The 26,470-nt window shown below is 47.4% G+C and carries 29 protein-coding genes and 1 pseudogene; 22 read left to right on the top strand and 8 right to left on the bottom strand.

Features of this window, described 5'->3' with window-relative positions; translation table 11 throughout:
- The first annotated feature begins 208 nt into the window (after positions 1-208).
- Positions 209-1,471, top strand: a complete 1,263-nt coding sequence (locus NK662_RS11885) for a hemolysin family protein (protein WP_254759150.1) — start codon at positions 209-211, stop codon at positions 1,469-1,471.
- Positions 1,472-1,510: 39 nt separating this feature from the next.
- Here NK662_RS11885 and NK662_RS11890 read toward each other — a convergent pair whose 3' ends face one another.
- Positions 1,511-1,912: a YueI family protein gene (locus NK662_RS11890; RefSeq protein WP_254759151.1), complete on the bottom strand. Its 402-nt coding sequence runs from the start codon at positions 1,910-1,912 to the stop codon at positions 1,511-1,513.
- A 199-nt stretch (positions 1,913-2,111) separates the two neighbouring features.
- Here NK662_RS11890 and NK662_RS11895 point away from each other — a divergent pair, with 199 nt between their 5' ends.
- Positions 2,112-3,227, top strand: a complete 1,116-nt coding sequence (locus tag NK662_RS11895) for a sensor histidine kinase (protein WP_254759255.1) — start codon at positions 2,112-2,114, stop codon at positions 3,225-3,227.
- A 28-nt stretch (positions 3,228-3,255) separates the two neighbouring features.
- Here NK662_RS11895 and NK662_RS11900 read toward each other — a convergent pair whose 3' ends face one another.
- Positions 3,256-4,017 carry a DUF4397 domain-containing protein gene (locus NK662_RS11900; RefSeq protein WP_254759152.1) on the bottom strand — a complete coding sequence of 254 codons (762 nt, stop codon included), beginning with the start codon at positions 4,015-4,017 and terminating at the stop codon, positions 3,256-3,258.
- Between the two features lie 81 nt (positions 4,018-4,098).
- On the opposite strand from NK662_RS11900, the gene NK662_RS11905 reads away from it, so the two are divergent.
- From NK662_RS11905 to NK662_RS11915, 3 genes are all read left to right on the top strand, one after another.
- Complete coding sequence (locus NK662_RS11905; RefSeq protein ID WP_254759153.1) at positions 4,099-4,371, top strand: hypothetical protein; 273 nt, start codon at positions 4,099-4,101, stop codon at positions 4,369-4,371.
- A 25-nt stretch (positions 4,372-4,396) separates the two neighbouring features.
- Positions 4,397-5,182, top strand: coding sequence for a membrane protein insertase YidC (gene yidC, locus NK662_RS11910; protein ID WP_254759154.1), 786 nt, complete (start codon positions 4,397-4,399; stop codon positions 5,180-5,182).
- Positions 5,183-5,346: 164 nt separating this feature from the next.
- The gene (locus NK662_RS11915) at positions 5,347-5,490 is read left to right on the top strand and encodes a YjcZ family sporulation protein (RefSeq protein WP_254759155.1); all 144 of its coding nucleotides are present in this window, start codon (positions 5,347-5,349) and stop codon (positions 5,488-5,490) included.
- A gap of 170 nt (positions 5,491-5,660) precedes the next feature.
- Here the strand turns inward: NK662_RS11915 and copZ are convergent, their stop codons facing one another.
- The gene (copZ, locus tag NK662_RS11920; protein ID WP_254759156.1) at positions 5,661-5,864 is read right to left on the bottom strand and encodes a copper chaperone CopZ; all 204 of its coding nucleotides are present in this window, start codon (positions 5,862-5,864) and stop codon (positions 5,661-5,663) included.
- 183 nt (positions 5,865-6,047) lie between these two features.
- On the opposite strand from copZ, the gene NK662_RS11925 reads away from it, so the two are divergent.
- The 8 genes from NK662_RS11925 to NK662_RS11960 all read left to right on the top strand — a co-directional run bounded on the left by NK662_RS11925 (position 6,048) and on the right by NK662_RS11960 (position 13,488).
- Positions 6,048-6,251: an SHOCT domain-containing protein gene (locus NK662_RS11925; RefSeq protein ID WP_254759157.1), complete on the top strand. Its 204-nt coding sequence runs from the start codon at positions 6,048-6,050 to the stop codon at positions 6,249-6,251.
- A gap of 267 nt (positions 6,252-6,518) precedes the next feature.
- Entirely contained in the window at positions 6,519-6,752 is a 234-nt protein-coding gene (locus NK662_RS11930; RefSeq protein ID WP_254759158.1) for a hypothetical protein, read from the top strand.
- 409 nt (positions 6,753-7,161) lie between these two features.
- Complete coding sequence (locus NK662_RS11935) at positions 7,162-8,718, top strand: spore germination protein (RefSeq protein ID WP_254759159.1); 1,557 nt, start codon at positions 7,162-7,164, stop codon at positions 8,716-8,718.
- Complete coding sequence (locus NK662_RS11940) at positions 8,715-9,800, top strand: GerAB/ArcD/ProY family transporter (RefSeq protein ID WP_254759160.1); 1,086 nt, start codon at positions 8,715-8,717, stop codon at positions 9,798-9,800. Before NK662_RS11935 ends, NK662_RS11940 begins: the two co-directional genes overlap by 4 nt.
- Positions 9,797-11,017, top strand: coding sequence for a Ger(x)C family spore germination protein (locus tag NK662_RS11945; RefSeq protein ID WP_254759161.1), 1,221 nt, complete (start codon positions 9,797-9,799; stop codon positions 11,015-11,017). Before NK662_RS11940 ends, NK662_RS11945 begins: the two co-directional genes overlap by 4 nt.
- Before the next feature lie 10 nt (positions 11,018-11,027).
- Positions 11,028-11,186 (top strand): hypothetical protein, encoded by a 159-nt coding sequence (locus NK662_RS11950; RefSeq protein ID WP_254759162.1) that lies wholly within the window; start codon positions 11,028-11,030, stop codon positions 11,184-11,186.
- A 606-nt stretch (positions 11,187-11,792) separates the two neighbouring features.
- Entirely contained in the window at positions 11,793-13,202 is a 1,410-nt protein-coding gene (gene kamA / locus NK662_RS11955; RefSeq protein ID WP_254759163.1) for a lysine 2,3-aminomutase, read from the top strand.
- A 4-nt stretch (positions 13,203-13,206) separates the two neighbouring features.
- The gene (locus tag NK662_RS11960; protein WP_254759164.1) at positions 13,207-13,488 is read left to right on the top strand and encodes a YokU family protein; all 282 of its coding nucleotides are present in this window, start codon (positions 13,207-13,209) and stop codon (positions 13,486-13,488) included.
- A gap of 256 nt (positions 13,489-13,744) precedes the next feature.
- Here the strand turns inward: NK662_RS11960 and NK662_RS11965 are convergent, their stop codons facing one another.
- Entirely contained in the window at positions 13,745-15,346 is a 1,602-nt protein-coding gene (locus NK662_RS11965) for an acetolactate synthase large subunit (RefSeq protein ID WP_254759165.1), read from the bottom strand.
- 340 nt (positions 15,347-15,686) lie between these two features.
- On the opposite strand from NK662_RS11965, the gene NK662_RS11970 reads away from it, so the two are divergent.
- Positions 15,687-16,076 carry a cupredoxin domain-containing protein gene (locus tag NK662_RS11970; protein ID WP_254759166.1) on the top strand — a complete coding sequence of 130 codons (390 nt, stop codon included), beginning with the start codon at positions 15,687-15,689 and terminating at the stop codon, positions 16,074-16,076.
- A gap of 101 nt (positions 16,077-16,177) precedes the next feature.
- On the opposite strand, the gene NK662_RS11975 is transcribed toward NK662_RS11970, so the two are convergent.
- Entirely contained in the window at positions 16,178-17,593 is a 1,416-nt protein-coding gene (locus NK662_RS11975) for a PQQ-dependent sugar dehydrogenase (RefSeq protein ID WP_254759167.1), read from the bottom strand.
- 445 nt (positions 17,594-18,038) lie between these two features.
- Between NK662_RS11975 and NK662_RS11980 the strand changes: the two are divergent.
- From NK662_RS11980 to NK662_RS23745, 7 genes and pseudogenes are all read left to right on the top strand, one after another.
- A pseudogene (locus NK662_RS11980) lies at positions 18,039-18,218 on the top strand (ring-cleaving dioxygenase); the annotation flags it as partial.
- 168 nt (positions 18,219-18,386) lie between these two features.
- Positions 18,387-18,653, top strand: a complete 267-nt coding sequence (locus NK662_RS11985; RefSeq protein WP_254759168.1) for a hypothetical protein — start codon at positions 18,387-18,389, stop codon at positions 18,651-18,653.
- Between the two features lie 602 nt (positions 18,654-19,255).
- Positions 19,256-19,816, top strand: coding sequence for a class I SAM-dependent methyltransferase (locus NK662_RS11990; protein ID WP_254759169.1), 561 nt, complete (start codon positions 19,256-19,258; stop codon positions 19,814-19,816).
- 28 nt (positions 19,817-19,844) lie between these two features.
- Positions 19,845-20,096 (top strand): TVP38/TMEM64 family protein, encoded by a 252-nt coding sequence (locus NK662_RS11995; RefSeq protein WP_254759170.1) that lies wholly within the window; start codon positions 19,845-19,847, stop codon positions 20,094-20,096.
- A gap of 22 nt (positions 20,097-20,118) precedes the next feature.
- A complete protein-coding gene (locus tag NK662_RS12000) occupies positions 20,119-20,805 on the top strand; it encodes a response regulator transcription factor (RefSeq protein ID WP_438503616.1) in 687 nt (228 codons plus the stop codon).
- A complete protein-coding gene (locus tag NK662_RS12005) occupies positions 20,802-22,271 on the top strand; it encodes a HAMP domain-containing sensor histidine kinase (RefSeq protein WP_254759172.1) in 1,470 nt (489 codons plus the stop codon). Before NK662_RS12000 ends, NK662_RS12005 begins: the two co-directional genes overlap by 4 nt.
- The gene (locus NK662_RS23745) at positions 22,268-22,387 is read left to right on the top strand and encodes a hypothetical protein (RefSeq protein WP_368736065.1); all 120 of its coding nucleotides are present in this window, start codon (positions 22,268-22,270) and stop codon (positions 22,385-22,387) included. The genes NK662_RS12005 and NK662_RS23745 overlap by 4 nt, the downstream gene beginning before the upstream one ends.
- A gap of 68 nt (positions 22,388-22,455) precedes the next feature.
- On the opposite strand, the gene NK662_RS12010 is transcribed toward NK662_RS23745, so the two are convergent.
- From NK662_RS12010 to NK662_RS12020, 3 genes are all read right to left on the bottom strand, one after another.
- Positions 22,456-23,823 carry a sensor histidine kinase gene (locus NK662_RS12010; protein WP_254759173.1) on the bottom strand — a complete coding sequence of 456 codons (1,368 nt, stop codon included), beginning with the start codon at positions 23,821-23,823 and terminating at the stop codon, positions 22,456-22,458.
- A gap of 18 nt (positions 23,824-23,841) precedes the next feature.
- The gene (locus NK662_RS12015; protein WP_254759174.1) at positions 23,842-24,519 is read right to left on the bottom strand and encodes a response regulator transcription factor; all 678 of its coding nucleotides are present in this window, start codon (positions 24,517-24,519) and stop codon (positions 23,842-23,844) included.
- A gap of 134 nt (positions 24,520-24,653) precedes the next feature.
- Positions 24,654-25,205: a YdhK family protein gene (locus NK662_RS12020; protein WP_254759175.1), complete on the bottom strand. Its 552-nt coding sequence runs from the start codon at positions 25,203-25,205 to the stop codon at positions 24,654-24,656.
- Positions 25,206-25,628: 423 nt separating this feature from the next.
- On the opposite strand from NK662_RS12020, the gene NK662_RS12025 reads away from it, so the two are divergent.
- A complete protein-coding gene (locus NK662_RS12025; protein ID WP_254759176.1) occupies positions 25,629-26,291 on the top strand; it encodes an MBL fold metallo-hydrolase in 663 nt (220 codons plus the stop codon).
- Positions 26,292-26,470: the final 179 nt, after the last annotated feature.

A 26,470-nucleotide genomic window follows, 5' to 3' on the forward strand; every position in this document is an offset into this window, starting at 1 on the left:
GACAAAACAAGTGCGGAATCGGCAAAGAAAGAAAAAATGCGCAGACGGACGCAAAAAATGTCGGGGTATGGGGAGCTGTTTTACAGGAAAAGAAGCAGCTCCATGAACGCGAAAATGAGAATGAGAGACAACGAGGGCCTCATACATTAGAAGTAAAAACAGCAGGAGGTGGCTCCTTGTCTGTATGATACAGGCGGGGAAAACATATTTGGACATATTGATTGTATGTGCTTTAACCGGCATGACGGCATTTTTTGCAGTCAGTGAGACAGTGTTGACGAAAGGACGTCAAGCGAAATCCCAAAAGGTAAAGGAGTATGCGGAGGATTATGTTCTGCTTTGCAGGTTTGGCATTGCTGTGTCAGCCATCCTTCTTGGCTGGACCGGAGCGGCTGTTTGGAATCTCTTGCATGCTTGGCTTTTGGACCGGGGCGTGGGAGCGGCTGCTTCTTTTCTTGCTGCCGTTTGTCTGAGTTGTGCAGCACTTTTGTATGTCATGCTCGGCATCTTGATCCCGAAAGCTTTTGCCGCGCGGCACGCGGAAAAATGGGGAGGGATTGCTGTTCCATTACGGGGGATGCGCTGGTGCCTGTACCCGCTGCTGCAGCTGATGCGCTTGTGTGTATTTCTGCTGACAGGACAAAGCAAAGGCTTGGATGCAGCCGCCAGCCAGCCTGCCCATTCGGAGGAAATGCTGCGCGAGCTTGTCGCTGAGAGCTTTGAAAAAGGAGAAATCAATCATTCAGAGTATAAATATGTGCATAACATTTTTGAATTTGATAATCGGATTGCCAAGGAAGTTATGGTGCCGCGTACGAAGATGGCTGCGATGGATTGCAGCACCCCGCTGCGGGAAGCCATGAAAATGATGTCCCTTGAGCAATATACCCGCTATCCGGTATACGACGGCGATAAGGATCGTATTATCGGGCTGATTCATTTTAAGGATGTGTTTGCAGAGGCTGGTTACGGCGGCACGCAGTCAATCCGGCCGTATGTGCGTCCAATTATTCAAGTAATTGAATCCATGCCCCTGCAGGACTTGCTGGTGAAAATGCAGAGGGAGCGCACACACATGGCCATTTTGGTCGATGAGTATGGAGGGACATCAGGGCTTGTGACAGTGGAAGATATTTTAGAAGAGATTGTCGGGGACATTCAAGACGAGTTTGATGTTGATGAAATGCCAGAAATTCAGCATATTAATGAAGAGACCGCTGTTTTGGAGGGGAGGGTGCGGGTAAGTGAAGTGAACCGCTTATTCGGTCTGTCTATTGATGACAGCGAGGTGGACACCATTGGCGGTTGGCTGATGGCAGAGCATTTTGGCGCCGCGCAGGATGATTGCATTGAGGTGGATCGGCATACATTTCGCATCATAGAGATGGATGGACATTGCGCCAAGCGGATTGAGGTTACCAGATCCCCCCAAGAAGCGGCCAGGCTGATAGCCTTAAGGCAAGTTACCTGAGCGGAGCCCCGGCGGACGGGTTTGTCCGCCGGGAGAATTTCAATGCCAGGAGTACTGTTCCCGCTTCCACACTTGATCATGCACAAAAATTTCAGCCCGGTCCACGGCAGAAGCATGTGCCAACAGCAGGCCAATTGGAGTGTCGTGCTTTTCATTTTGGACAATTGTAAAAGGGATATTCTTCTTGTTCGCCAACTGGATATACTTGGACAAGTATGAATAAGCAATGGATCCATTCAAGAGCATAGTCAGGGAAGCATTCTGCTGCAAACAGGACTCCAACTCCGGATACACGTTCGGTTCCATGACTTGTCCTTTTGTTAAAGCCAGTTCAGCCCGCTCGCGCAAGGATCCGAGATAGATGTGCCGTTCTTCCGGCTTATTCTCCCTGGACCCGTACATTCCTTCTTGAAGATACTCTTCTATTTCCTTTGGCGACATATATGCACCTGCCTTTCCTTCTTACTCTGCGCGCCACACAAGAAAAACATACAAAGGATATATATGAAATTATGAAATAATAGATTGATAATTCGGAATAATGCGCGTTCAAGCTCTTAACGCATTCCTTATTTTGTGATAAGATGCATAGTATATGAAACGATTCCTCCGCTTGTCCGCAGCGGAAGGTTAGGGGGTCATTCCAATCGTCAGTGATATTGGACAGACATTTTGTACATACTTGCTTGAGAACAGCGGGCAATTGATGCGAGAGTGGCAGGAAAAGGCTATTTTCGTTACTTATGATCCTTTTCAACAGGAAATGAGCGATAATGGGAGACAGCTGCTGTATTTCTTGGTGGACTTTCTTGCAGATGAGAGGCAAATTGAGGATTTGCGGCCGTTGTGTGATAAGATTGCGGCTGAGCGGGTACAAGCGTATGGGAAAATTGGTGATTTTGTGTATAATGCCAATATCGGCCGCAGTGTGCTGCTTGATGCCTTATGCCGCTTAGACGCGGGGAAATCGGAACTGCAAGTGCTGCTGCAAAAAATTCAGGAAAGCTTCGATTATTTTGTCTATTACACCGTGCTGACATACTCCGATATTGTTTCACGCAATTTAGAGGAGAAGCAGCAATTTATTGATGAGACACACAAGGAGCGGTTGACCATCCTCGGACAGATGTCAGCCAGCTTTGTGCATGAGTTCCGCAACCCGCTGACTTCCATCATGGGCTTTGTGAAGCTGCTGCGAGGGAGCTATCCTGACCTCCCTTATTTAGACATTGTCTCTCATGAGTTGGATCAGTTAAACTTCCGCATTTCCCAATTTCTTCTCGTTTCGCGCAAGGAAATGTGGGATGAAAAAGAAACCTTCATGCTGAGAGATTTATTTGGTGACATGATTCAATTCTTGTATCCCAGTCTGGTGAATGCGAACGTGGAGGTGGAACAGCAGTTTGTATCACCAATTCAGTTTACGGGATATCGAAATGAAATCCGCCAAGTTCTCCTGAACATCCTGATGAATTCCATTGATGCGTTAGAGTCAGTGGGGCGTGAACGAAAAATTGTGATTCGTGCTTTTGAGGACCAAGAGGGCATTCATATTACCATTCAGAATAACGGCCCTATGATCCCGGCAGATCGCATGCGAACCATCTTCGAGCCGTTCGTCACGACGAAGAAGCTGGGTACAGGCATCGGTTTGTTTGTGTGCCGGAAAATTGTGGAAAAGCACCAAGGGAGCATTTCCTGTGAGTCGACACCGGAATGGACAAAGTTTATCCTTTCCTTTCAGAAGCAAATATGATAAAAAGAGTCTACAGTGATGTAGACTCTTAGTTTGTCAGGAATAGAGCTTCAAGCTTTGGTTCTTTGCCTGTGAAGCCGACAGCGCAAATGGAATATATTTTGTTGGCTTCAATTTTGGCATCCGGGAGAGAAAGGACTACATCCTTCTTGCCGGCAAGGCGGACTTCCAAGTCGGTGACACCGGGACTGACCTGCAGGTATTCTGTGGCTTGCTTGAAGGACACGTTCGGCAGGATGACGTCTCCGCCCTGATTGGCAATGTCGACAGCCGGCGCATCCGGTGACAAGTGGATGAAGCGCACCTTTGCCTGGCCGTAAGGCAAATATGTGGAATCGGCAAATGCCAGCAGCTGCAGCTTTGCCGCATCTCCGGCAGCTGCAATCGTGTAGGCCATGTTGCTCATCACTGGCACAATAGCAGAAACTACAGGTGTTGTCTGAGTGCCTGCCGGGTATACGTCAATCCTGTATTGGCCTTGCGGAACGGCAACGTAGCTGCTGAATTGCTTAAACGTTACATTTTGCAGGGCGCGTTGCCCGTTGATATACACATCGACGGCTGGGGCATTCGGTGAGGCGTGGAGCACGCGCACCTGTGCCGGCTGGGTGCCGGACGGCTGCTGCGGGGCTCGTCCTTGCTGATAGGCGCGCGATAGCTTTTGCACTGCTTCATAGTGCTTCAAATAAAATTCCATATGCTTTTGGGGATCACTGTATTTATAGTAGCAGGCAAGCTGCTCATACATGGCGGCTTCGAAGGCATAACGGTCTGTTTCTGTCTGGAACATAATTCCACCTCCTGTTTACTACTATATGTGGGGGCAGCAGGACAGTATGCAAATTTCTTTTCGTTGATAAGGAGGGATGGGATGGATGAGCTGCTGTTGCTTGAGCAGTGGGATGTTTGGGTTCTCCTGGCGATTATCGGCGCTTCCTATGTGGCAGGCAAGTGGTCACGGCAGTTCTGCACCCGTCTCCCGGGCACATATGCTTCGCTGCATTTGCTGAACGAAGACACAAGGCTGCAGGCACGCAGGCAGACAGTGCCGCTTTGCGTGTTTGATATTCGCCAGCGCATTCTCTGCTCTGTAAAGCACAAATCGGCCCCTGATGGAGAGGAGCCATCCTTTTTGTTGCTGTGATCATACACAACAAGGAGGATGAAGGATGAATCAAAAACAATTCAGTTTGGCAGGACTTGGACTGGGGCTGCTGCTGTTGGCCGGCTGCAGTTCTCAGGGGGCCATTACACCACAGAGCAGCGGACTTTGGAACCACTATTTTGTATACCCAATTTCCTACGTAATCACGGAAATCTCCAGTTGGTGCGGTGACAACTATGGAATTGGCATTATTGTGATGACGCTGTTGATCCGGCTTGTGCTGGCTCCGCTTGCGGTCTATTTGAATGATAATAGCGTAAAGATGCGCGAGCTGCAGCCGCAGCTGAAAAAGCTGCGGGAGCAGTATGGCGCCAACGACCGTGAAGCACAGCAAAAGATGACGCAGGAGATGACAAGGCTGTATCGGGAGAATGGTGTGCATCCCATGATGGGCTGTCTGCCTGCCGTTATTCAAATGTTCATTTTAATGGCGCTGTATAATGCGATTGTCCGGACAAAGGTGATTGCGGCACACTCATTTCTTTGGTTCAGTCTTGGGCAAGTCGATCCGCTGCACGTGCTGCCGGTGCTCGCTGCTTTGGCGACATTCCTGCAGTATGCGGCCATCAGCAAAGCATCGCATACCGGGGATAACCCAGCTATGCAGCAGCAAATGAAGGTGATGAAGTATGTAATGCCGGTCTTCATTTTCTTCACGGCCTTCCATCTGGCGGCAGCAATCGGTTTATATTGGGTTGTCGGCAATACTTGGATGGCACTGCAGGCATTGTATATGGAACGGCGCCGGCAGCGCCTTGCCGCAGCAGCTGTGGCAGCCCCGGAAATATAATATGTAAAACCCGCTGCAAGCTGTTTGCGGCGGGTTTTTATGTGCTGCTTGGCGGAAGGCAAAGCTTTTTTTGTTTTCTGGGCGAATGCACATACACATAAGCCCCTGTCCGACATACCTTGTGAGTGTAAACTAATTCAACACTATGTAAGGAGTGAAAAACTATGTGGGGTTACGGATATCCTGGGTATGGCTATGGGTATGGATATGGTGGCGGCTTCGGCGGCGGCGGTTTCGGTTACGGCTTCGCCCTGATCGTTGTGTTGTTCATTCTTTTGATTATCATCGGGGCGGCTTGGATTCACTAATCCTCCGTGCAGAGCATCATTTCCATGTGCCGGTCAACCTGTGTTGATCGGCTTTTTTCTTTGGTTGCACCCTTGGATTTCCCCGCCGGCAGATACAAGGATGATATTTGCAGCTGCCCGTCCATGGTGTGCGGCAAAAAAAAAGGCACACCAGCGGCATGCCTTTTTCCCTATTGTACATCGTATCCTTGGTCCTCAATGGCTTCCTTCAAAGCTGCCAGGCTTACTGCGGCAGCATCGAAATCTACGTCCACTGTGCCCTGCTGCAGATTCACTGCCACCTTTTGTACACCTTGCAGTTCTTCTAACGCTTTTGTTACGGCAGCCTTGCAGTGGCCGCATGTCATGCCTTTCACCTGCAGAGTTGTTGTCATACTTGATCCCTCCATACTTGATAGACGTATTTGTATTATACATATAGGGGGTATGGGTGTACAAGCGAAAAATGTGTGAACAGAAGAGGCGGGCTTATTTGACAATCTTGTAAAATCGGCGGGTATTGCACAGCAACTGCATAGTTTTGTTTTATAATTGAAAATAGAAGGGGAGTGAAGAGTATGATGAACCACGGTATGATGGGCGGCATGATGCTGCTGTGGATTGTCGTGCTGGCGTTCTTATTTGTGGCTGTAAACCGTTTGTTGAATTTTAGCCGATATCGGTATGCTGAAATCTCTGCGGCAGAAGCATTGGACCTGCGGCTGGCAAAAGGTGAGATTTCCGCTGCTGAATATGACGAAATCAAAAACAGACTACTATAAGTGCAGTGGGAGACTCCAGGCGGCAGCGGAGTCTCCTTTTTTGCTCAGGTGTCAGGAGGCTTGAACCGGGAAACAAAAATAAAAAGACCAGATCCATTCCCTCCTTTACACAGTGGATCCGCTGCTGTCAACCTAAAACAAGCAACAAGATATGTTGTACTCCTGTAACAAATCAGCATATGTATACACATTTTCAGGAGCCGAGAAGTATTTTCCGCGTAATAGGACAATACTGTGAACAGCAAGGGTTATAAGGGAGGATGTCCTGTGAACAACGAGCAGATCAATACAGATAAAATTAATATTCTCACCGCCGGCAGGGTATTTCTTAGTACGTTGAAAAATGGACTGCAGCATCTTGAGGACGATAAGACTATAGCGCAGTATGAGAAGGCAAAGGAAGTGCTGGTCCGGCTGATGGAGCAGGAGGCGCGGAACTGTGAAAGCTTTTTGGAAAAGTGCGAGGAGTTGGAGGCGGAGCTGGGAAAGCGTACGCATTAGGCACGCGCAGACAAAAGCCTTTCTTGGGCATGTGCTGCAGCGGGAATGGCCCGGTTGCTTGTTCTTGCTAAGGACGGCAGCGGTCCTTTCTCGGTTGCGAAGGCCGTGACGAACATGCTGCATATGGTATATTCAATAGATTGATAGGGATTGAAGCTGTTATTGCTCCAATGCCAATGGACTGCAACAGATTACCAAAGGCAGAGGATGCTTTCTTCAATACTGTAAAGTAATCTTCTTTTTTTATTTCAGCCTCAAGGCTGTCTGTATATGATTTTACCGTAAAAAATAGAAAAGCGCGCTCTGCCTGTGCGGTAATGAGAAACGTACTGTTGGGAAATAATAACTCCCATAAAAGGGTGGCTATGGCCTTCCCCAGACTATCCTACGGAGACAGCAGGGGTTTATCATGATGAGTTTTTTCAAACGAGCGCACATGCAGACAGAAGAGGAATCCAACACAGACCATATGCTGGAGGATACTCCATTTTCCGAAAGCATGCATATGAATATTGGCAGAATTCAGAAAGCTTTCTTTTATCCATTGAATCATGTACTGAAGACCAAAAATGTTGTGTTCCCTTCAATTGGAAGAGAAGGCACCATTCTGTACTTAGAGGGGACTGTGGATGCAGATACCATTGAGGAGCATATTATTGGCCCGATTGTGCAGTCCACCTTTCCTTATGAGCAAGGAGATGCAGCAGCTGTATTGCTGCAGCATGTGCTGACGGTCATGCAGGCAGAGCAAGTAAGCCGGCTGCAAGCGGCAGTCAGCCATTTGCTGAATGGCAACACTCTGATTTTCTTAGAGGGATGCCCACTGGCCCTGACTGTTCCGACTGCCGGCTTTGCCGGACGTTCTGTCAATGAGCCGGCGGTCGAGAATGTGCTGCGGGGGCCAAAGGAAGCTTTCATTGAATCAGCTGAAACCAACCGTTCTTTAATCCGGAAAATGATGAAAAATCGTCACTTAGTCTGTGAAATCATGAAAGTGAACCAGCAGGAAACAAAGCAGGTATCCGTCATGTATCGAAAGGATATTGCCAACCCTGAACTTGTGGCAGAGGTGAAAGAGAGAATTGCAGCCATTGAAAGCGATGCGGTGCTGACTTTGGCGATACTGGAGCAGTATATTGAAGAACGGCCCTATTCCCTGATTCCTTCCACGCTGATGACAGAACGGCCGGACCGCGCCTGCGCGCTTTTACAGGAGGGGCATATTGTCCTGTTAATGGATAACTCCCCTTATGCATTAGTGGTGCCCATTACGTTCTGGACGCTGTTTCACACATCAGAGGATCAATTCTTGCGCTGGCCGTACGGCAACTTTATCCGTATTATCCGCCTGCTCTCTATTTTCACAGCTTTGCTGCTGCCTTCTCTCTATATTGCTGTCAGCACGTTTCATGAGGAAATGCTGCCGACTGACCTGGTGCTGGCAATCAGCGCAACCCGGGAGCGGGTGCCGTTTCCGGCTTTTCTGGAGGTGTTGATCATGGAGCTGTCCTTTGAGCTGGTAAGAGAGGCAGGGATTCGGGTTCCGACTGTGATTGGTCCCACGATCGGCATTGTGGGTGCGCTGATTTTGGGGCAGGCGGCCGTGGATGCGAACATCATCAGTCCGATCCTGGTCATTATTGTGGCGCTTACCGGGCTGTCCTCCTTTGCCATCTCGGAGCTCAGCTTTAACTTTGCGATACGGATTTTGCGTTTTCTGCTGCTGCTGACCGCATCGCTTATGGGCTTCTTTGGCATTGCGCTGCTGCTGACCTGCTTGATTGCTTATATGGTCTCCTTTGAGTCCTTCGGCATTCCATTTCTTTCACCGATGGCGCCGCACGGGCGCTCCTCAAAGGATTTGCTTGTCCGTCCCCCTGTATGGAAGCAGTGGCTCCTGCCGTTTAATCTGCAACCGATTGCAAAGACGAAAGCAAAGCGGCCGGGAGGGAAATCAGATTCATGAAGATACGGACAGCGAAGCTGCAAACAAGGGAGTTTCTGGCACTGGTGTCCTTCGCGATCGGCATTCGATTTACCGATACAACGCCAAATCTGCTGATTGATTTAGGCAAGAATGCCGCCTGGATGATGCCATTCATCATGGGAGGATGTATGCTGGTCTCGCTTTTGCTTCTATTATCTCTTATTCAAAGGCACCAGTTGGGACTCATGGAGCTTGTGATGAAGCTGGCCGGCAAGAAGGCGGGCTTTGTGATTGGATTTCTTTTGTTTTGTATCATGCTAAGCAGTGATATATTGAACATGAGAAGCTATGTAGATATTATTGACACGATGTTCTATCAGGAAACCCCTACGGATTTGCTGCTTTTGTTTCTTGCGGCAGCTGCGTGGTTTGTTGCGAACCGGGGGTTTGCTGTAATTGGGCAAACCTCCTGGATTGTTTTCCCCTATATTATTGGCAGCGCCATACTCATTATTTTGCTGTCCTGGAAGGAAACAAATGTGCTGCAGATTTTTCCTTTGGAAGGACCGGGGCTGCCGGTTGTTTTAAAGGGGGGCATTACGCACAGCTCTGTATTCGGGGAAATTATCCTGCTGGCTCTGTTTTTCCCCTTTGTCCGCAGCTACAGGCAATTCCGTCTGGCTGCCTTGGGCGGATTTGCAATATCCTGCAGTGTCGTTGCCGTATACTGCGCTTTGTACGTCATTTCCTTTGACTATCCGGCCGTTTCCTATTTGGCTTTTCCGTTTCAGCAGCTGACCCGGGCGGTTCCTCTTGGTGAGATGATTACACATGCAGAAGCTATTTTTCTTGGATTTTGGATCATTGCATCTGTCTTGCATTTTGCCATTGCGCTGTATATCACGGCATTTCTGTTTGCAAAGATGGTGCAAATTCACGAGTTCGAACCACTGCTTCTTCCCATTGCCGGATTTGTTGTGATTGCCGGGCGGCTGCCAACCAATATTATGGCCAGCATTGCGCTGCGCACCTCCCTTATATATGTAGGATCCGTCGTACTGGTGCTGCTCCCCTTTGTTCTTTGGCTCCTGGACTTTGTGAAAAGGAGGCTGCAGACATGAGGCTGCTGAAATGTGTTGGGCTGCTTTTGCTTCTGTTGCCGTTATCCGCTTGCGGCGACCGTCTGGAGTTGGAGCAGCAGGCCTATGTAGTTGTGATGGGGCTGGACAGGGCTGAGGGCAACTTAATTCGGGTTACCTTTCAGGTCGCCAATCCTCAGGTTGGTTCAACAGACCGGGGATCAGCCCCGAACGAAGCACCGAGCGATATTGTCACGTTTACAGCTCCTGACATTTTGTCAGCAAAGGATATAGCCAATAGTGTGATAACGAGGAGAATCAGCTTCGCTCATCTGCAAACTATGATTATTGGAGAGAAGCTGGCGAGAACGCAGCTGTTTCACCATATTATGGCGGATTCCATCCGTGATCCGGAAATGCGCCGTGAAATGAATTTGATGGTGTGCAGGGAGAAGGCAGAGTCCTTTATTAAGCGTAATAAGCCGGAAATGGAGACAAGGCCCCATAAGTATTATTCTTTTATGCAGAAGCGATGGAAGGATACAGGGTTTGTTCCTTATTCTACAATGAACCGTTATTTTCAGCGGGTGGGCAGGGAACTCTTTTTGGCCATTTATGCAACCACAAAGCGGCTGAAGCAGGTGGAAGGCAATGAGGATGGGTACGAGGCCGGACAAATTCCCCAACGCTCCGGTGACCCGGTTCAGATGATGGGATCTGCGGTTTTCAAGGAAGGAAGAATGGTTGGCACGATGACGGGAGAAGAGACAAGGTATGCACTGCTGCTCCGCCGAAGAGTTCTGGCGAAATCCTTTATTATGTCAATTCAAGACCCGCTGAATCCGCGCTTTCGTGTTTCCTTCCGGGTAATCAGGAGCAAAAGCACAAGTGTGTCAATGGATGTCGGAGGAGAAAGGCCTATCGTGAAGGTCCGGATTCCGCTTAAGGTGCAAGTTCACTCCGTGCCAAGCTTGCTGAACTATGAAAGCAATGAGAAAAACCAGCAGCTGCTGAAGAAGAGCATTCAAAAAGAGCTGCAAGCGGGAGCTATGGACATTATTCGCCGGACGCAGACCGAGTTTCAGGGGGAACCGTTCATTTGGTATACAGAGGTCCGCCGGTATTTTCGGACGTTGCAGCAATATGAAGCCTATGATTGGGAAAAGCATTATACAAAAGCCCGGGTACATGTGGATTTTGATCTTGATATTGAGAGCTTTGGCAAGCAATTGAAATCACAGCAGGTAAGCGGACGGTAAGGAGGCTGGTATGGAGGGAGTTCTGATCGCGCTGGGATTATATTGCATGTATTATACTTTTGTGTTTGCGAGGATGGTCTGGAAGGACGGAAACCGCTTTGGCGGGATGGCGGTGGCGCTGCTGTCATTATGCTTTCCCGCACTTTATCTGGTAACGAAGCTTCTGTGATGCTAGTATAGGAGGCTGTCCGCCGGCCGCAACATACTGTACAGCACTTTGTGTTGTCTGACCCAATGCTGCACAAGCTGCAGCTGTGCCGGTGCCTTTTGTATACATGCCAAGATGCAAAGGCACCGGCAATTACGGTTAGAAGGATTGTCTTGCTTTGATTTGATTTGCTTGCTGCAGAATATGCCACTTCATCCCCAGCACGTACCGGTTCTATGGCTTCATCCTTTCCGGCAATCATGCTTGATGCATGTTCTTTCATCTGATCCAGTAACCGCACTTTCCCTCTCCTGCATCTACCGTGAACTCCTGTTTACCATTATAAGGGATTTATTTCCTTTTGCTGCACCACTTTTTCATAGCATGTATACGTCCTGGAAGGAAATGTGCCGAAAATCCGGCATTCTGGTGCCGGAAATCTGGCAGCAGGCATCGTGAAAAAGCTGTCGAAGCATCGATAGCGCTTCTGCTTCACCGAATATTTCCATTGTACATATACAGATAGTAGGTCAATGTACCGTATTTTGCTGTGTCTGTGGAAAAGGGAGAGTTGGCACACAACTTGCATTAAATATGGGTGAGTGCTGAATGAAGGGGGAAGATGTCATGCTACATGATTTATATAAACCAAAGCGCCATTGGAAGGACGTTGAGCTTTGGAAGGACGTGACGGAAGAGCAGTGGAATGACTGGATTTGGCAGTTGACCAACACGATTAAGACGCTGGATGATTTAAAAAAGGTCATCAACCTGACACCGGATGAAGAAGAAGGTGTCAAAATTTCCACCAAAACAATTCCGCTGAACATTACGCCATATTACGCCTGGCTGATGAACCCGGACGATCCGCGCTGTCCGGTGCGCATGCAGTCTGTGCCGATTTCCAAAGAGCTGTACAAAACGAAGTATGACCAAGAGGACCCGCTGCACGAGGATGAGGATTCCCCAACACCAGGCTTAACGCATCGTTATCCAGATCGTGTGCTATTCCTGGTTACCAATCAATGCTCCATGTACTGCCGCTATTGCACACGCCGCCGCTTCAGCGGACAAATCGGCATGGGCGTACCAAAGAAGCAGTTGGACGATGCAATCGCGTATATTGCCCGGACGCCGCAGGTGCGGGACGTTCTCATCTCCGGCGGTGACGGATTGTTAATTAACGATAACATCCTGGAGTATATCCTGAAGAATCTGCGGGCCATTCCTCATGTGGAAATTATCCGCATCGGCACGAGAGCGCCTGTTGTGTTCCCGCAACGCATTACAGAAAACCTGTGCAACATTCTGAAAAAATATCATCCGATCTGGCTGAATACGCATTTTAATACATCCATTGAGATCACAGAAGAATCAAAGAAAGCCTGTGAAATGCTGGCCAATGCCGGCGTGCCGCTTGGCAACCAATCTGTTATTCTCGCCGGCATCAACGACAGTGTGCCGATTATGAAAAAGCTCATGCACGACCTGGTCAAGATTCGCGTTCGCCCTTACTACATCTATCAGTGCGACCTGTCTGAAGGCATCAGCCATTTCCGGGCGCCGGTGTCCAAAGGTCTTGAAATTATAGAAGGATTGCGCGGACATACTTCTGGCTACGCCGTACCTACCTTTGTCGTTGATGCACCTGGCGGTGGCGGGAAAATCGCTGTGCAACCAAACTATCTCATTTCCCAAAGCCCGGATAAAGTCGTGCTGCGTAATTTTGAAGGCGTCATCACAACGTATCCAGAGCCGGAGAATTACGTGCCGGGCCGTGCAGAAGGCTACTTTGGCGAAGTGTATCCAAACTATGAAGAGAAGCGTTCCAATGTCGGCATTGCCGGCCTCATGAACGACGTCAAGCAAACACTGGTGCCGGAAGGGCTGCAGCGTCTGGACCGTCGCAAGCAGTACGAGACGAATCCTGAGCATGCTTCCCTGAAGGATAAACGCGAAAAACGTGACTTGTTGAAGGAGAAGAAGTTCCAGTCGCAGCTGAAGAAGATGGGTGATGGATTGGATAAGGAGGCGTAAGCGTATGCCAACATGTGATTGGTGCGGGTCTGAGAATGCCAAGGAAAGCAGCAACACTGTATTTTGGGAGCTGCCGGACGGGACGAAGGCAATCGGGATTACGGGGACGCCTTGTGTGAGCTGTGGTGACTGCGGGATGGAATATCAGACGGAAGAGACGGTGAAGGGGATAGAGGACCAGCTGTTTCTTATCAATACGAAGCAGCTGGAGAAGCAGCTGACGTATGCCGAACTGATGGGGAAGCCGCGATTGTTGAAGCGGAATTATTTTGATTTTAGTTCGTAAAACCAGCGCCAAGCGCTGGTTTTTCTCTTTTTATAATCAAGCACTACAGAGGAAAATGATCTCGCATGTTATTATATGGAGCGTTTGATGCACAAGACGGGGATAAGCCTTGCTAGATGGGATGTATACGCATACCTTCTCATTTTCGGGCTGCACCCTCCACGAAATTAAAGCAGGGGTATCCTCTCGACAGAATCTTATGGAAACAGTCTCTATTTCCGCGTATTCAAACGGAGAAGTTCTTATTCCCGTCCAGCTACAATCCATTTTGCATGACAACATCAATTAAAACGATGTCCTCTGAACATTCCAGCGCTTCTCCCAAGATGGCTTCAAACTCTTCTATATGCTTCGCTTGATGTCCCTTGATCCTGAAGCTGGTTGCCAATTGTACGAAATCCGGGTTTTGGAACGTTACCCCGTAGCTGTCTCCAAATTTTTTTTCCATCATTTGTTCTTCAATTTTCAACAGATCGTCATGGAGTACCACAATACTGAAGGAGAGCCCCAAGCGTTTGGCTGTTTCGATTTCAGAAATATTCATCAATGCCCCGCCATCTCCCGTTATACAAATGACTTGGGCATCCGGACAAGCCAGCTTGGCGCCAATGGAGCCTGGTAAAGCGACTCCCATGGAAGCCAGACCATTCGATATAATGAGGCTATTCGGCTGTTTTGGCTGATAGGTGCGGGCGATGGATACCTTATGGGCCCCAACATCAGAAATTACAATCGTTTTTTCTGAAGAGAGTGTTTCAATACTGTGTAGAACATGTTCAATTGTACATGGCAGGTTATATATGTCTTTTGGTTTTTCTTCGATAGCATAAGACTGTTTGATGTGCTCCTGAAGATTCCCGGATGGAACCCATGGTTTAGATGGCACATCAAGTATCTGAAAGGCTTGAAGGGTCTGCTTTACATCCCCAACTAACTCAACTTCAACTGGATAATATTCATCCACCTCGGCTGGTAATGCGTCTATATGTAAAATTGGTAACTTGTTTTGGTTCCACTCCTTTGGCAGCTTTTCTGTAAAATCAAACCCAATAACAATCAATAAATCAGCCTCCTGTATGCCGGAGACTACTTCATCCATTTCATTGAATCCGAAAGTGAAGAAGTTGAGGGGGTGATCCTTTGGTAATACACCTTTTGCCATATAGCTATGGGTAACAGGTGATTGGAGCCGTTCTAAAAAGGCTCTCAGCTCATCCGCCGCCCGTTGTCTGCATACGCCGTTGCCGATTATGACAAAAGGTTTCTTATGTTGATGAATAAGCGTGTGAGCCCTTTTCATGGCATCCTGGGCAGGGATACTTACCGGCAGAGCAGCAACCGGCAAAGGCTTGCTTGTAATGGTTTGGGCAGCCAAGTTCTCCGGCAGGACGATTGCGATGGGGCCTGGCTTCTCCATGCTTGCGATTCTAAAGGATTTTCGAACGATTTCAGGGATTGCTTGTGCATCCTTGATTTGAACGGACCACTTTGTCACCGAATCAAATATGTTTACAAGATCGATGAATTGGTGGGAATCCTTGTGCTGTCTCTCGAAGGGGGCCTGTCCCATTACTGCCACAACAGGGGAGTGGTCCAGCTTCGAGCTTGCGATACCCGTCAGCAAATTGGTCGCTCCAGGTCCCAGTGTTGCCAGACATATTCCCGGCTTGCCGGATAATCGTCCGTATAAATCTGCCATGAAGGCAGCTCCTTGTTCATGTCTGACATTTACAAACTGAATTTGTTTGGAGCGGGATAAGGAGTCCACTAAATCAAGAATTTCCGTGCCAACGATTCCAAAAATATATTCGACTCCCTCAGCCTCTAAACATTGAACAAATACATCTGTCGCTTTCATAGTGTCCTCCTTCTAAAACATTTCATATGGCAGGGCATCGTCAGCTTCCCTTTCTAAGTAGTTTGAGCCAATTCCCTTCCAATCAATGAGGAAAGAAAAATATTTCTCTAGACTCTGCCACATACATATTGTGTGTATGTACAGAAGAGGGAGTAGGGGATAGATGCATGTATTACCAATGATTGGAGACATTATATGGAAAAGAGAATGATGCATGGAGGGACAGATATGGACGGAAATAGAACGGGAAATAGTAAAATGCCTCAATAAGAGCACTTAAGTTTCTTACCGCAATCGCTGGTGGATTCAGATAAAGGAGTAACATAAAGGAGGAGTACAAATGTTGGTGAAAAATTGGTTAACAGGACTGGTCGGTTTGCTTGCGATGATTATGGTTGTGACAACTTCAGGCTCAATTGATGTATTTGCCGAATCCAGTGTGGAAACACAGCCTATGGAGACGGTGCAAAGGATTGAGGTCAAGGTGAACGATGATTACTTTAATCCCAAAATCATCACGATTCCCAGTGGAAGAGAGACAATATTGGTATTGAAAAACGAAGGTAGGAAAAAACACACCTTCACAGTGGAGAAACTCGGAATTGATACCGAGGTTCAGCCAGAGAAAGAAAAAAACATTACTGTTAAACCGGAAAAACCCGGCACATTTGATCTGATATGCCGGTACCATTTTCAGGAAGGGATGGCCGGGAAGATCATAGTCAAATAACAAGCAGGGCCCAGGGGGCCTTGCTTGTTTAATGGGCCATGGTAACTTGTCATACCAGCCAACTTTCTTATCCGGATTGAGCAGAATATTGCGGGGATGAATTATGGAGCAATTTCAAAAACAGTACCCTGGTTAAAATCAGTCACTTTTATAGATCCATAAACCCCTAAATATAATTTGGTTTGATCCAGATTCGTTCCTAGAGCAACATAATAAGCAGATTGAGACCCGAAATTATAATTGGTTTCAATCACACTAAAATCATTTGGCTTGCAATCCGTTCTTGCTCTTGTATAAGCCAAAACCCCTTGAACCGGAGTTTGAAATCCATCCTTCCGGGCAAGATCGGTGAACACAACGCTTCCCGTTAAAGCGGGGATCCCGTTCCCCATATATGGCTGGACTCCTGTAAGTGCAGTTCCCCCGAACTTGTCGGGCCGGGGATCATTATGGAAGTAGCTGGTTAAAGGCTGAATTCGCCTCACTGAAGTTTGAATGACTTCATTGTAATAAGTGATTGTTTTCTCATCTAAATCCGGATTTTCGGAGCAGGCCCTCACCATCGAGGTAGGAAAAGCACCTTCCCATCCCCGCCAGCCAAAGTTTATACATCCTTCTTGGTCAGGTTCAAGTCTCATGAGAGAGGCTTGAATAAGCTGAGTAACCGGTATTGGCTTATAATGAACGAATGAAAAAATGGACTCTACCAAATCCTGACCGACATTTCCCGCATATTTAATATACTGATGGTAATACCTTTGAAATGAAATGCCGGGCATATTGCGGACTCCTTTGGCAATTACCGTAAGTGTTTCCTGAATAGATGCGGGAAGTTCATTGAAACGTGTGACTACGGGTGGATTATGGATGGATGTAGCTTTGCCTACATCCATTTCAATGATTTTCCCGCATATCTCCATATCATCCTGACTTAAATTGAATGGATCGTAGCCGGATCCGCCATCTCCGGTTGTTAAGACAAGTTTTCCTGTCTCAGGTGAGAAGTTTAAGCTATTGAAACCATTATGATTAGAAAATGGTCTTCTTAAGTTAAGTAATGTCCTTCGTTTGAGAGGTTGGCCATTCGGCTGTAATATCCATTCTTCCACTGTGTCGATATGGTCATATTGAGTTTCTCTATTTGTCCACCTTGGATGTAACGTTTTGGAATCACACGGGTCAGGATGAAAAGGTTCAGAAAGGGCACCTGGACCTTGTGTTCCAGCTACTGAATAATGAAGATAAAACAGACCATTATAATAAAATTCAGGATGAAACGCCAGCCCCAGCAATCCCCGTTCATCATAACCGCCGCCAGAATCGCCTAGTTTGATGATTCGCGGGCGAATATCTAAAAAGGTCTTGATGCCCCCATTTCCCATGTGAAAAATCTCTCCTACCTGGGTTGCAATAAATAATCTCTCAGTCGAGTCGCCTGGAAGTATGGTTGTTTTTAAAACAGTAGGTAAATTTATCTTACTTACAATAGGACGTAAATGAACCTTAACTTTTATCAACTAACTTTACACCCCTTCTATCTTTTTCTCATATCATGAACTAGAAGAAGCAGTTTGTGCGGTGAAAAAGATTTTACCCTTCACAAGCTTATCTGGGTGTCAGCACCATTTCAGTTGTTCCAAAAGGGCCAGGCGGGACATCTGCAGCATCCTGACCATAACTTTGAATATTCTACATATACTTTATGTCCGAGTCTCCTTTATCTTTCCCGGATACATACCCTTTTTCATGGTTTATATACAGGTGATAGTGCTCGGCAACCATTGCTGTTTCCATTATGACGTTCTCTCCTATAACTACAATCATGAATGACTGTCTCCAAATACAAAGAGGCGACGTGCAACCACTTCCTTGTAATAAAGATGAGCTTCGCTTTCTTCGTGATTCAGTATATTCATTATTTTGCTCGTATAGTCTCTCAGAGTCCGATTTTGGAAGCTGTACATTTACTTCAGAGAACATGGTGAAATCTTGTTTGAAGTTGCAGCAGATCCTCCAGGCTTTGCTCATAATGAATTACAAGAGACAATGGGGGAGAAATTGGTGCTGCCTGCACGATACGAACAATATAGAGCGCAGCTTGAGCGAGCGTTACTGCCGTTTGAAGTACGAGAATTAGACTGATGGTACGAACCGAAATGATTTCGTTGCTTTCGGTCGACCCAACCCAAACAACAGGTGCGTTAAACATGAAGTCCATACTATAGGAAAAAGGCTGATTTGAATTTTTTTACAATTCATGTTAAAATAATGCATAGGTCGAATGTTGGCCGCACACTTGGAGGTGGGTAGTTGAATAAGAAAGCTCATGAAGCTAGAACGCTGCTGATTGCGATGATGCGAACGCATGAAACTAAGAACGTCAAGGAGACAGGCCGCAAGCTGATCGCTATGAGAAATGAAGTAAAGCAAACGTTGCAGACAGGCACGAAGCCCGGCGGAAAGGCTGTCACGCTGAGTGAGAAGAAGGAACTGCAAAAACGCTTATTATACTACCGCAGTGAACTAAAGCAATTGGTGGCTTCCAGTAAGATTTACAAAGCGGAAAAAAGAAATTAAGAGCGGAGATCCCTGCTGTTAGAAGAAGATGAACTGCATCTCCCTTCTTATTTCCAAAAATTGAGATATGGCTGAGAGCGGACTGCAAGAACATGGAAGGCTTGTATCTATAGAGCCGGAAAACTAAGATAAAAGTGTCTGTGTTTAGCAACAATGTATGGATTGGACGGAGGCTGCGGTCCTTTGGTTATATAAATTACGTTGATAAAAGCCTGTTACTGAGGGAATGATGAGCCGCAGTGGCAGGCTTTTTAGTATGTTTTTAAAGTGTGAAAGCCAGCTGACCGCCTGGTTTTCTTTGCGTGAACCAGAAGAAGCAGCCGTTGCTGTAAAAGGAGGCTTAGCCTTCACGAGCGAGTCTGGGTGTCACCATGGTTCAATCGGCTGAGATCATGGGGGAATTCTATATTCCTTTTAGGTACTCGCGCATCCCTGAGAAGTCCGTGGGTCGGTGAAGCGATTCAGGCAGTTCTACATGGTCCCCATGTCCCAAGAGGCACAGAGTAGTGGGGGTTCTTAAGGATTCTTAAGATTTTTCCCCGCTGTATCTTAATGTTCCCTGTGTATCCTAAGCTTATCAAGGACATGGGAGGAATGCTGAAATGAATGCCATTCGCTTCATTCAAGAATATATCAAGAACCCTTCGGCAATAGGTGCCGTCATGCCAAGCTCAAAGCAGCTGGCGAAGCAGATGGTTGAGGAGATTTCGTTTGCGGCCGCATCCTGCGTTGTTGAATATGGTCCAGGCACTGGCGTGTTTACAGAGGAGTTGATTCAGCATAAAGGTGTGGATGCCATGCTTTTGTTAATTGAACAAAATCCGATCTTCTGTGAGGAGTTAAGAGAGAAATACAGCCAGATTCCGAATGTACATATTGTATGCGGCTCTGCGGAGGAAGCAGCTGTTTATTTGGAGCAGCACGGGTATGCAAAAGCAGATTATGTCGCCTCGGGTCTTCCGTTCACGAGTCTGCCTGCAGCTGTATCACACCGCATTCTGGAACAAACGCTGAAGATATTGGGGGACGATGGGACTTTTATCACGTTTCAGTACACAAAGGTAAAGCAAACCTTCTTTCGTAAGCATTTCCGGTCCATTCGGATCAAGAAGGTATATTGGAATGTTCCGCCCGCTTATGTCTTCATTTGTTCCAATCGATAAAAAACAAAACAGAAGGGGAGATGCAGCGATGAAGAAAATCATACTGACAGCTGCAGCTTGTTTTATCGCCGGAGCTACAGGAATGAAGTACAAAACATTTTTGTTGTCGGTGATTTCTGGGGCGGTACCAATGGTAATCCTATATACAGTGGCCGGAACAGCAATCATGGCTTCTGTACCTGTATGTATTGCGGTGGCTGCTGGAATTTTGGCACTTGTGGCAGTTGCAGTGTTTGTGCTGCGAAAGTGGAGCAGTGCAACTGAACAGGAGGCTGCATAAATTCATGCATAGAGAGGATCGTATGAAAGGACAAACCATACTTGTAGTAGATGATGATGCAGATATCCGGCAGCTGGTCTCCATTTACATCCGGAATGAGGGATATGAGGTAGTAGCAGTACCGGATGCTTTACAGGCTCTTCAGGCATTAGAGCATGCAACGGTAGATCTTGTCATTCTGGATGTAATGATGCCTGGCATGGATGGGATTCAAGCCTGCATGAAGATTCGGGAGGCATATCAGATGCCCATTATTTTCTTATCCGCAAAATCTGAGGATATGGACAAAATTCATGGCCTGATGAGCGGTGCGGATGATTATGTGACCAAACCATTCAATCCGTTAGAGCTGACTGCACGTGTGAAATCGCAGCTGCGGCGCTACCATATGTATCAGCAGCCGGAGGAACCGTCCTCTGTGCTGGAGATCGGCCACCTGAGAGTGGATGAGGATACAAGACAAGTGCAGATACATGGAAGAGATGTGCGCCTGACTCCCAAGGAATTTGATATTCTTGCCCTATTGGCGCGAAACAAGGGGCAGGTGTTCAGCGTGGAAAAAATTTATGAAATGGTTTGGAAGGAGCCATTTTATAAGTCGGATAATACTGTGATGGTTCATATTACAAACATCCGGGAAAAAACAGAAGAAAACCCGAAAAAGCCGATTTATATTAAAACGGTTTGGGGAGTAGGATATAAAATATGAAAAAACAGGTTGCACATATCCTGAGATTGATCAGAAAGCTGCTGTCTACAAAGCTGAACATCCGGATTATTGCTATTTTTATTGTGTGCTTCTCGGGTGCAACCGCCAGTTTCGTGCTGATTGCATCAAAAAATCCAATCATCTCCCAAACGGCAGATTATCAGAAGAAGGAAGAGTGGCTGCATCAGGTTGTCAGCAATATCGGGGGGGAACTGGAAAGGAGGCAGCTGCGGTCAGATGATGCAGAGCAAATCGCAAAGATTGTTGAGCAGTATAAAGATGCACGCATGCAGGTTGCCGTTGCGGGGGAGAAGGAATCTGTTGTACTGACAACAGGGGGAGAAGAGCAGAAAATAGAGGTCCGCAGTCTGCTGCTGAATGGGCTGGGCTTTTTCACAGAGGATTTGCCGGCAGGAAATCCTCTGATTGCTATTTATCCGGTTTCTTTTCAGGATGAAGTGAAATATATAGTGGCCGTGTCCCCGCACAAGGTTGCAAGTATAAGCCCGCGGCAGTATAACCAAAATGCCCTGCTTACCATGGTCGGAGCCATAGTTGTGTTTTTGGTGCTGTTTTTCCTGTTTATGCGCCCCATTACCCGTTATATTAAGGAAATTGAAACAGGGATCCGCAAAATCGTCCAGGAGGACTTGAGCTACGGCATCCGGGTGAAAGGCAAAAATGAGCTTTCATCCTTGGCGGCGAATATCAATTGGATGGCCCAGCAGCTGAAGGAACGATTTCAAAGAGAACGAGAGCTGGAGCAATCCAAGAATGAACTGATTACCAATATATCGCATGACCTGCGGACACCGCTCACCTCCATCATTGGGTATACAGGATTGCTGAAGGACGGGCATTACGAGGATGAGCAGGAGCTGCGGCACTATTTGCAAATTACATATACTCTGTCGGAAAAGCTGAAGAACCAAATTCAAGAGCTCTTTGAGTACACCAAGCTCGTATCGCCTGATATGCAGCTGGAATATGAGGATATGGACTTGGGAGGGCTTTTGCGCCAGTTTGCGGGAGAGTACATCCCGATTTTCAAAGAGAGCGGACTGCAGCTGGAGCTGTTGATCCCTGAGCATCCGGTGCTTGTGCAACTGGATACAGAAAAATTTGTGCGTGTACTGGATAATGTACTATCAAATGCCGAGAAATACAGCTACAAACCATCCAAGGTGACGGTGCAGCTGCAGCAGCAGAAGGATACCGCAAAAATTTCTGTTACAAATGAAACCAATCATATTCCGGAAGATATGCTTCCGAAGCTGTTCCAGCGTCTCTATCGCCTGGACACGTCCCGCTCCCAAAGCATAGAGGGATCGGGAATTGGGTTGGCTGCAGTGAAACGCATCGTAGAGCTTCATAAAGGAAATGTATGGGCCGAAAGCAAGCAGGATGATATAACTGTACACATTGTACTGCCGCTGGCAAGCGGGCTGCCGGCCGGGCATATATGAAAAGTGAAGCATTTGCAGGTACAGTCAGTGCAGTAAATAATGAGAACAATAGGGTCGTTGCAACAGTGCCTGTTGGAGAAGAGCCAAATGGCATTACCTTTCAGGAAACCAAATAAACAAAAATGGTACTTTGGCATCTGTCCAAAGTACCATTTTCATGTAATCTTTCGATAGGAGGGCTTTGCTACAAAGGCAATTGAATGGTGAAGACAGTGCCCTTGCCTGGAGAGCTTCTGACCGCAATACTCCCGCCATGCAGTTCAACGATCTCCTTCACTATAGCCAATCCGAGGCCGCTTCCGCCCTTTGCCCGGGTCCGTGATTTATCGACACGATAGAAGCGTTCAAACACATGGGGGATATCCCCGGCTGGAATGCCTTCTCCTTCATCCTGCACTTGAATGAGCAAGGCTTGCTGCTCGACAGCTGCCGTTACGGTTGTGCGGGAATGCGGTTCTGAGTGGGCCAGCGCGTTGTTCAGCAAATTCATCATTACCTGCTCAAATCGTTCTTCGTCTATGGCGGCGTACAAGCTGTTTGCGGATTGTAAGGATAATGTTACATGCTTCTGCTCGTAGGATGGCTGCAGCTTCGCAATCATCCGTTGCAGAAAGGCCGAAGCATCTATCGTCTTCTTGTGAATCACAAAGTTATGCTTCTCCATTTGCGCGAGCTCAAATAAGTCATTCACCAGACGGGTGACACGGTCTGCTTCTTCCTGAATAATAGACAAATATTGCTTCCGCTCTTCGTTTGTCAGAGTGCCCCGTTTTGCGATGTCGGCGTACCCTCTGACATACGTTAAAGGGGTGCGAAGCTCATGGGCTACACTGGCCAGGAACTCACTGCGCTCTTGTTTCATATAATGCAGGTCTGTTGCCAGTGTTTGGATGGCCAGTGCCAGCTCGCCGACTTCATCCTGCTGATTCGTATCGAGAGAAACGGACAAATCGCCCTTGCTCATTTTTTCAGCTGCTTCCTTCATGCGAATGAGAGGCTTTGTTAAGATACGGGATAAGAAAAACATAGCGATCACGGTGAAAAGAAAGGTGGCACAGCCAGTCATAAAAAACTGTGAAGTCAGCCGGTCAATCATATCCCGCAAAGAGCTGGTATTTTGAAACATGTATACATATCCTTTTGGGGTTCCCTGCGACAGAATGGGGCTTACTGTGCAAATATAGCTGGAGGTTTTCCAATGATCCTCTATAATTGTGCTTTTTGCAGGTGTATGCTGCATAGTTTCACGCATATGCGTCCGTATTGAAAAATCAATATTTTTAGATTTCGCTAAAATCTTTCCGGTTGCCGAAGCAATCACGACATTTGTTTCCGATTCTGACTCCATGAGTGCCACATGCCCGATGGTTTGGGCGTCGAAGTTTTTTTGCAGCACATCCCGATGGCTGTTGCCGCGGGCGAGCAGAGCATCCACTTCTTCGTTCACACGGGTATTCACGAGACTGTAATATAAGGAAACAAAGAGAACAATTTGTATCAGGAATGTACAAATAAAAAAATAAAAGCCGATTTTAATGGAAATATGCCTCACGTACAATCACTCCCAGGCTCAGGCGCCATGATCAGTCCAGCGGTAGCCGACGCCATACACCGTTTTTAAGTAGTCATCAATCGGGAAGGAAGCCCGGCGCAGCTTGTCCCGCAGATTGCGGACGTGAGAATCCACCGTGCGGTCCTCTGTGTCGGAATCCAGTCCCCAAATCCGCTCAATCAATTGCTCGCGGCTGAAGACTTGATGGGGATGGGAAAGTAAAAGCCCAAGCAAGGAGAATTCAATAGGCGTCAGGGCCACTTCTTTGTTGCTTACTGTCACGAGATGCTTTTCCTCATCCCAAACAAGCTCTTGAAACTCCAAGTGTCCCGCTTGGTGTGTGCGGCGCAGTACCGCTTCCATGCGTGCCAGCAGTTCTTCCTCGTGAAAAGGCTTTGTAACATAATCGTCTGCCCCATACCGCAGACCGTGGACAATATCGGCAGGCTGATTTCTGGCAGTCAGCATAATAATGGGAACATCCTTCATGTCCCGAATTCTCCAGCATGTTTCCCAGCCATCCATTCCAGGCATCATCACATCCAGCAGCACGAGGGAAACCGGCTGATCCTGGAGGATGCCAAGTGCCTGTTCTCCTGAGACAGCCTTCAAGCACTGATACCCGCGCGGAATCAAATACAGGGAAAGCAAGTCCAGCATACGCGGCTCATCGTCGACCAATAAAACAGTAATCATAGCTACACTCCTTTGTTGCGGTGCTATCCTCTATTGTACAGAAAAACCGTACAGAAGTGGTGCAAAAGGGCAGAAAGAAGGGGCCGGTCTACAAAAACCGCCCCTTTCTTCTTCAGCTAATAAAGTCTTCTGACTCACTTGACCAGTTCGCTCTCGGTCACCCACTGATGGTTTTTCACCTTTTGTCCATCTGTTGCAGTATAGTCCACCATGTAAACCGTCGCTTTCTCAGCTGAATCAATGGTGGCTTTTGCCCCATTCATTCCCTCCATGTGATCGGCCTTCAGCGTCACTTCTGTCCCAGGCTTCAGCGGCTGGTCTCCTGCATGTTCAAGCTCTTCTTGAACGATCCACTTATGATTTTTCACCTTTTCTCCGCCCGTGGTCGGCGTGTAGGAGACAGCATACACAGTTGTATCGTAAGCACCGACAATCGTTGCTTTCGCGCCGTTCATGCCGGCCATATGGTCGGCCTTGATTGTGGCTTGGCTCCCGACCTTGTATTTCGGATTTGCCGCTGTTTGTAAGCCCTGCGGGACTTGGCCGGAGCCTGAATGGTGCATGCCTTCATGGTTCATGCTGCCCATATTCCCCATGCTGGAGTTGTTTGTATCCTTCGTATTCGTGCTGCAGCCGCTTAAAGCGATGGCAGCAATGGTTCCAAGAATGAAAAGCTGTTTTTTCATTATGTACGCCTCCTGTGTATGAAAATGCGGCCATACCTAAGAATAGGTATTCCTTCTGGCTGACAAAAGCAATACTGCTTACAGTGTCCATAGTAGCAAAAGAATGTTGAGAAATTATGCAGACTTTAAGTGAAAGCATAAAAAAATGATAGCTGGCGTCGGGAAGTTGTATTTGCTGCTTCAACAGCGGCCTGGATTCTTCAATAGGTGATTTGAATATTATATCACAAAAGCAGAAAACCCCATTGTTTTCATTCTGGCAAGTGAGTATTTTGCTTCCGTTTGTAATTGTAAATAGATATCAAGCGAAGTCACAACACTCCACTTTATTGGGGGAGATTGCAAGTGAAAGGACTGCTGCGTTTTTCTGTACGCAGTTTCATTGCACCTGCTACAATAAAGAAAAACAGAGGAGATGTTTCTATGCAAATTACTCAAATTTCAACGCATATTTGGTCAGTGAAGCCCAAATGGATTCCTATACAGGTGTGGCTCGTCAAAGGCGAGAATGGCTGTAATTTAATTGATGCGGGGCTCCCGTTTATGGGAAAGGGAATTCTACAGGCGGCAGACTCGCTCGGGCTTGGTCCTATTACAAAGGTGCTGCTTACACATGGACATCCTGACCATGTCGGCGGGTTGCAGTATATTTTGAAGCAGCAGCAGCTGCCTGTATTCGCAACCGCAGCTGAAATTCCGTATGCGGCAGGAGAAAAGCCGTACATCGAGGGAAAGAAAAGTAAAGCGGCTTTGGAGCGCCGGCAGCTTCAGCCATTGGTCGAGCAGGATGGAGCATTTGAACAAATAGAGGGACTGGTTCCGTATTTGACGCCAGGCCATACACCTGGGCATGCTTCGTTTTTTCATAAGGAGGACGGTGTGCTCCTTGCAGGTGACCTATTCGCCACAAAAAGGGGACATTTGGCACCTCCTGTGGCGCGGTTTACGACGAATATGAAGCAGAACGTGGAAAGCGGACGTGTTGTTGTAGACCTGCAGCCGCAATTGTTAAGCATTTGTCATGGGAAGGAGCTGCAAAATCCGCATCTGCAGTATGAAGCATATGCGGCCGCCTACAGCAAATAAAGACTGAGCCATGCCTCGTGCTGACGGGGCTGTAAGTGAGCTTATACGGTGCGGGAGCTGGTTCAACCTGAATCAGCTTTTTTTGTCTTACTATCCTATTTGCAGCATGGTACGGAACCGGGCCTGTTGTCCAGTTCATCGAGACGGAAGGTTTCGCCAGCTCCTCGGAAGCGGCTGCA

The sequence above is a fragment of the Ectobacillus ponti genome (genome assembly GCF_024294785.1).
GTDB lineage: Bacteria > Bacillota > Bacilli > Bacillales > Bacillaceae_G > Ectobacillus > Ectobacillus ponti.

What these genes read in the sequence shown, in the direction of transcription:
- NK662_RS11890 (WP_254759151.1), bottom strand. Translation starts at nt 1,912, where the DNA reads ATGTCGCCAAAGGAAATAGAAGAGTATCTTCAAGAAGGAATGTACGGG.
- NK662_RS11900 (WP_254759152.1), bottom strand. Translation starts at nt 4,017, where the DNA reads ATGTTCCAGACAGAAACAGACCGTTATGCCTTCGAAGCCGCCATGTAT.
- NK662_RS11905 (WP_254759153.1), top strand. Translation starts at nt 4,099, where the DNA reads ATGGATGAGCTGCTGTTGCTTGAGCAGTGGGATGTTTGGGTTCTCCTG.
- yidC (WP_254759154.1), top strand. Translation starts at nt 4,397, where the DNA reads ATGAATCAAAAACAATTCAGTTTGGCAGGACTTGGACTGGGGCTGCTG.
- NK662_RS11915 (WP_254759155.1), top strand. Translation starts at nt 5,347, where the DNA reads ATGTGGGGTTACGGATATCCTGGGTATGGCTATGGGTATGGATATGGT.
- copZ (WP_254759156.1), bottom strand. Translation starts at nt 5,864, where the DNA reads ATGACAACAACTCTGCAGGTGAAAGGCATGACATGCGGCCACTGCAAG.
- NK662_RS11925 (WP_254759157.1), top strand. Translation starts at nt 6,048, where the DNA reads ATGATGAACCACGGTATGATGGGCGGCATGATGCTGCTGTGGATTGTC.
- NK662_RS11935 (WP_254759159.1), top strand. Translation starts at nt 7,162, where the DNA reads ATGATGAGTTTTTTCAAACGAGCGCACATGCAGACAGAAGAGGAATCC.
- NK662_RS11940 (WP_254759160.1), top strand. Translation starts at nt 8,715, where the DNA reads ATGAAGATACGGACAGCGAAGCTGCAAACAAGGGAGTTTCTGGCACTG.
- NK662_RS11945 (WP_254759161.1), top strand. Translation starts at nt 9,797, where the DNA reads ATGAGGCTGCTGAAATGTGTTGGGCTGCTTTTGCTTCTGTTGCCGTTA.
- NK662_RS11950 (WP_254759162.1), top strand. Translation starts at nt 11,028, where the DNA reads ATGGAGGGAGTTCTGATCGCGCTGGGATTATATTGCATGTATTATACT.
- kamA (WP_254759163.1), top strand. Translation starts at nt 11,793, where the DNA reads ATGCTACATGATTTATATAAACCAAAGCGCCATTGGAAGGACGTTGAG.
- NK662_RS11960 (WP_254759164.1), top strand. Translation starts at nt 13,207, where the DNA reads ATGCCAACATGTGATTGGTGCGGGTCTGAGAATGCCAAGGAAAGCAGC.
- NK662_RS11965 (WP_254759165.1), bottom strand. Translation starts at nt 15,346, where the DNA reads ATGAAAGCGACAGATGTATTTGTTCAATGTTTAGAGGCTGAGGGAGTC.
- NK662_RS11970 (WP_254759166.1), top strand. Translation starts at nt 15,687, where the DNA reads ATGTTGGTGAAAAATTGGTTAACAGGACTGGTCGGTTTGCTTGCGATG.
- NK662_RS11990 (WP_254759169.1), top strand. Translation starts at nt 19,256, where the DNA reads ATGAATGCCATTCGCTTCATTCAAGAATATATCAAGAACCCTTCGGCA.
- NK662_RS11995 (WP_254759170.1), top strand. Translation starts at nt 19,845, where the DNA reads ATGAAGAAAATCATACTGACAGCTGCAGCTTGTTTTATCGCCGGAGCT.
- NK662_RS12000 (WP_438503616.1), top strand. Translation starts at nt 20,119, where the DNA reads ATGAAAGGACAAACCATACTTGTAGTAGATGATGATGCAGATATCCGG.
- NK662_RS12005 (WP_254759172.1), top strand. Translation starts at nt 20,802, where the DNA reads ATGAAAAAACAGGTTGCACATATCCTGAGATTGATCAGAAAGCTGCTG.
- NK662_RS23745 (WP_368736065.1), top strand. Translation starts at nt 22,268, where the DNA reads ATGAAAAGTGAAGCATTTGCAGGTACAGTCAGTGCAGTAAATAATGAG.
- NK662_RS12015 (WP_254759174.1), bottom strand. Translation starts at nt 24,519, where the DNA reads ATGATTACTGTTTTATTGGTCGACGATGAGCCGCGTATGCTGGACTTG.
- NK662_RS12020 (WP_254759175.1), bottom strand. Translation starts at nt 25,205, where the DNA reads ATGAAAAAACAGCTTTTCATTCTTGGAACCATTGCTGCCATCGCTTTA.
- NK662_RS12025 (WP_254759176.1), top strand. Translation starts at nt 25,629, where the DNA reads ATGCAAATTACTCAAATTTCAACGCATATTTGGTCAGTGAAGCCCAAA.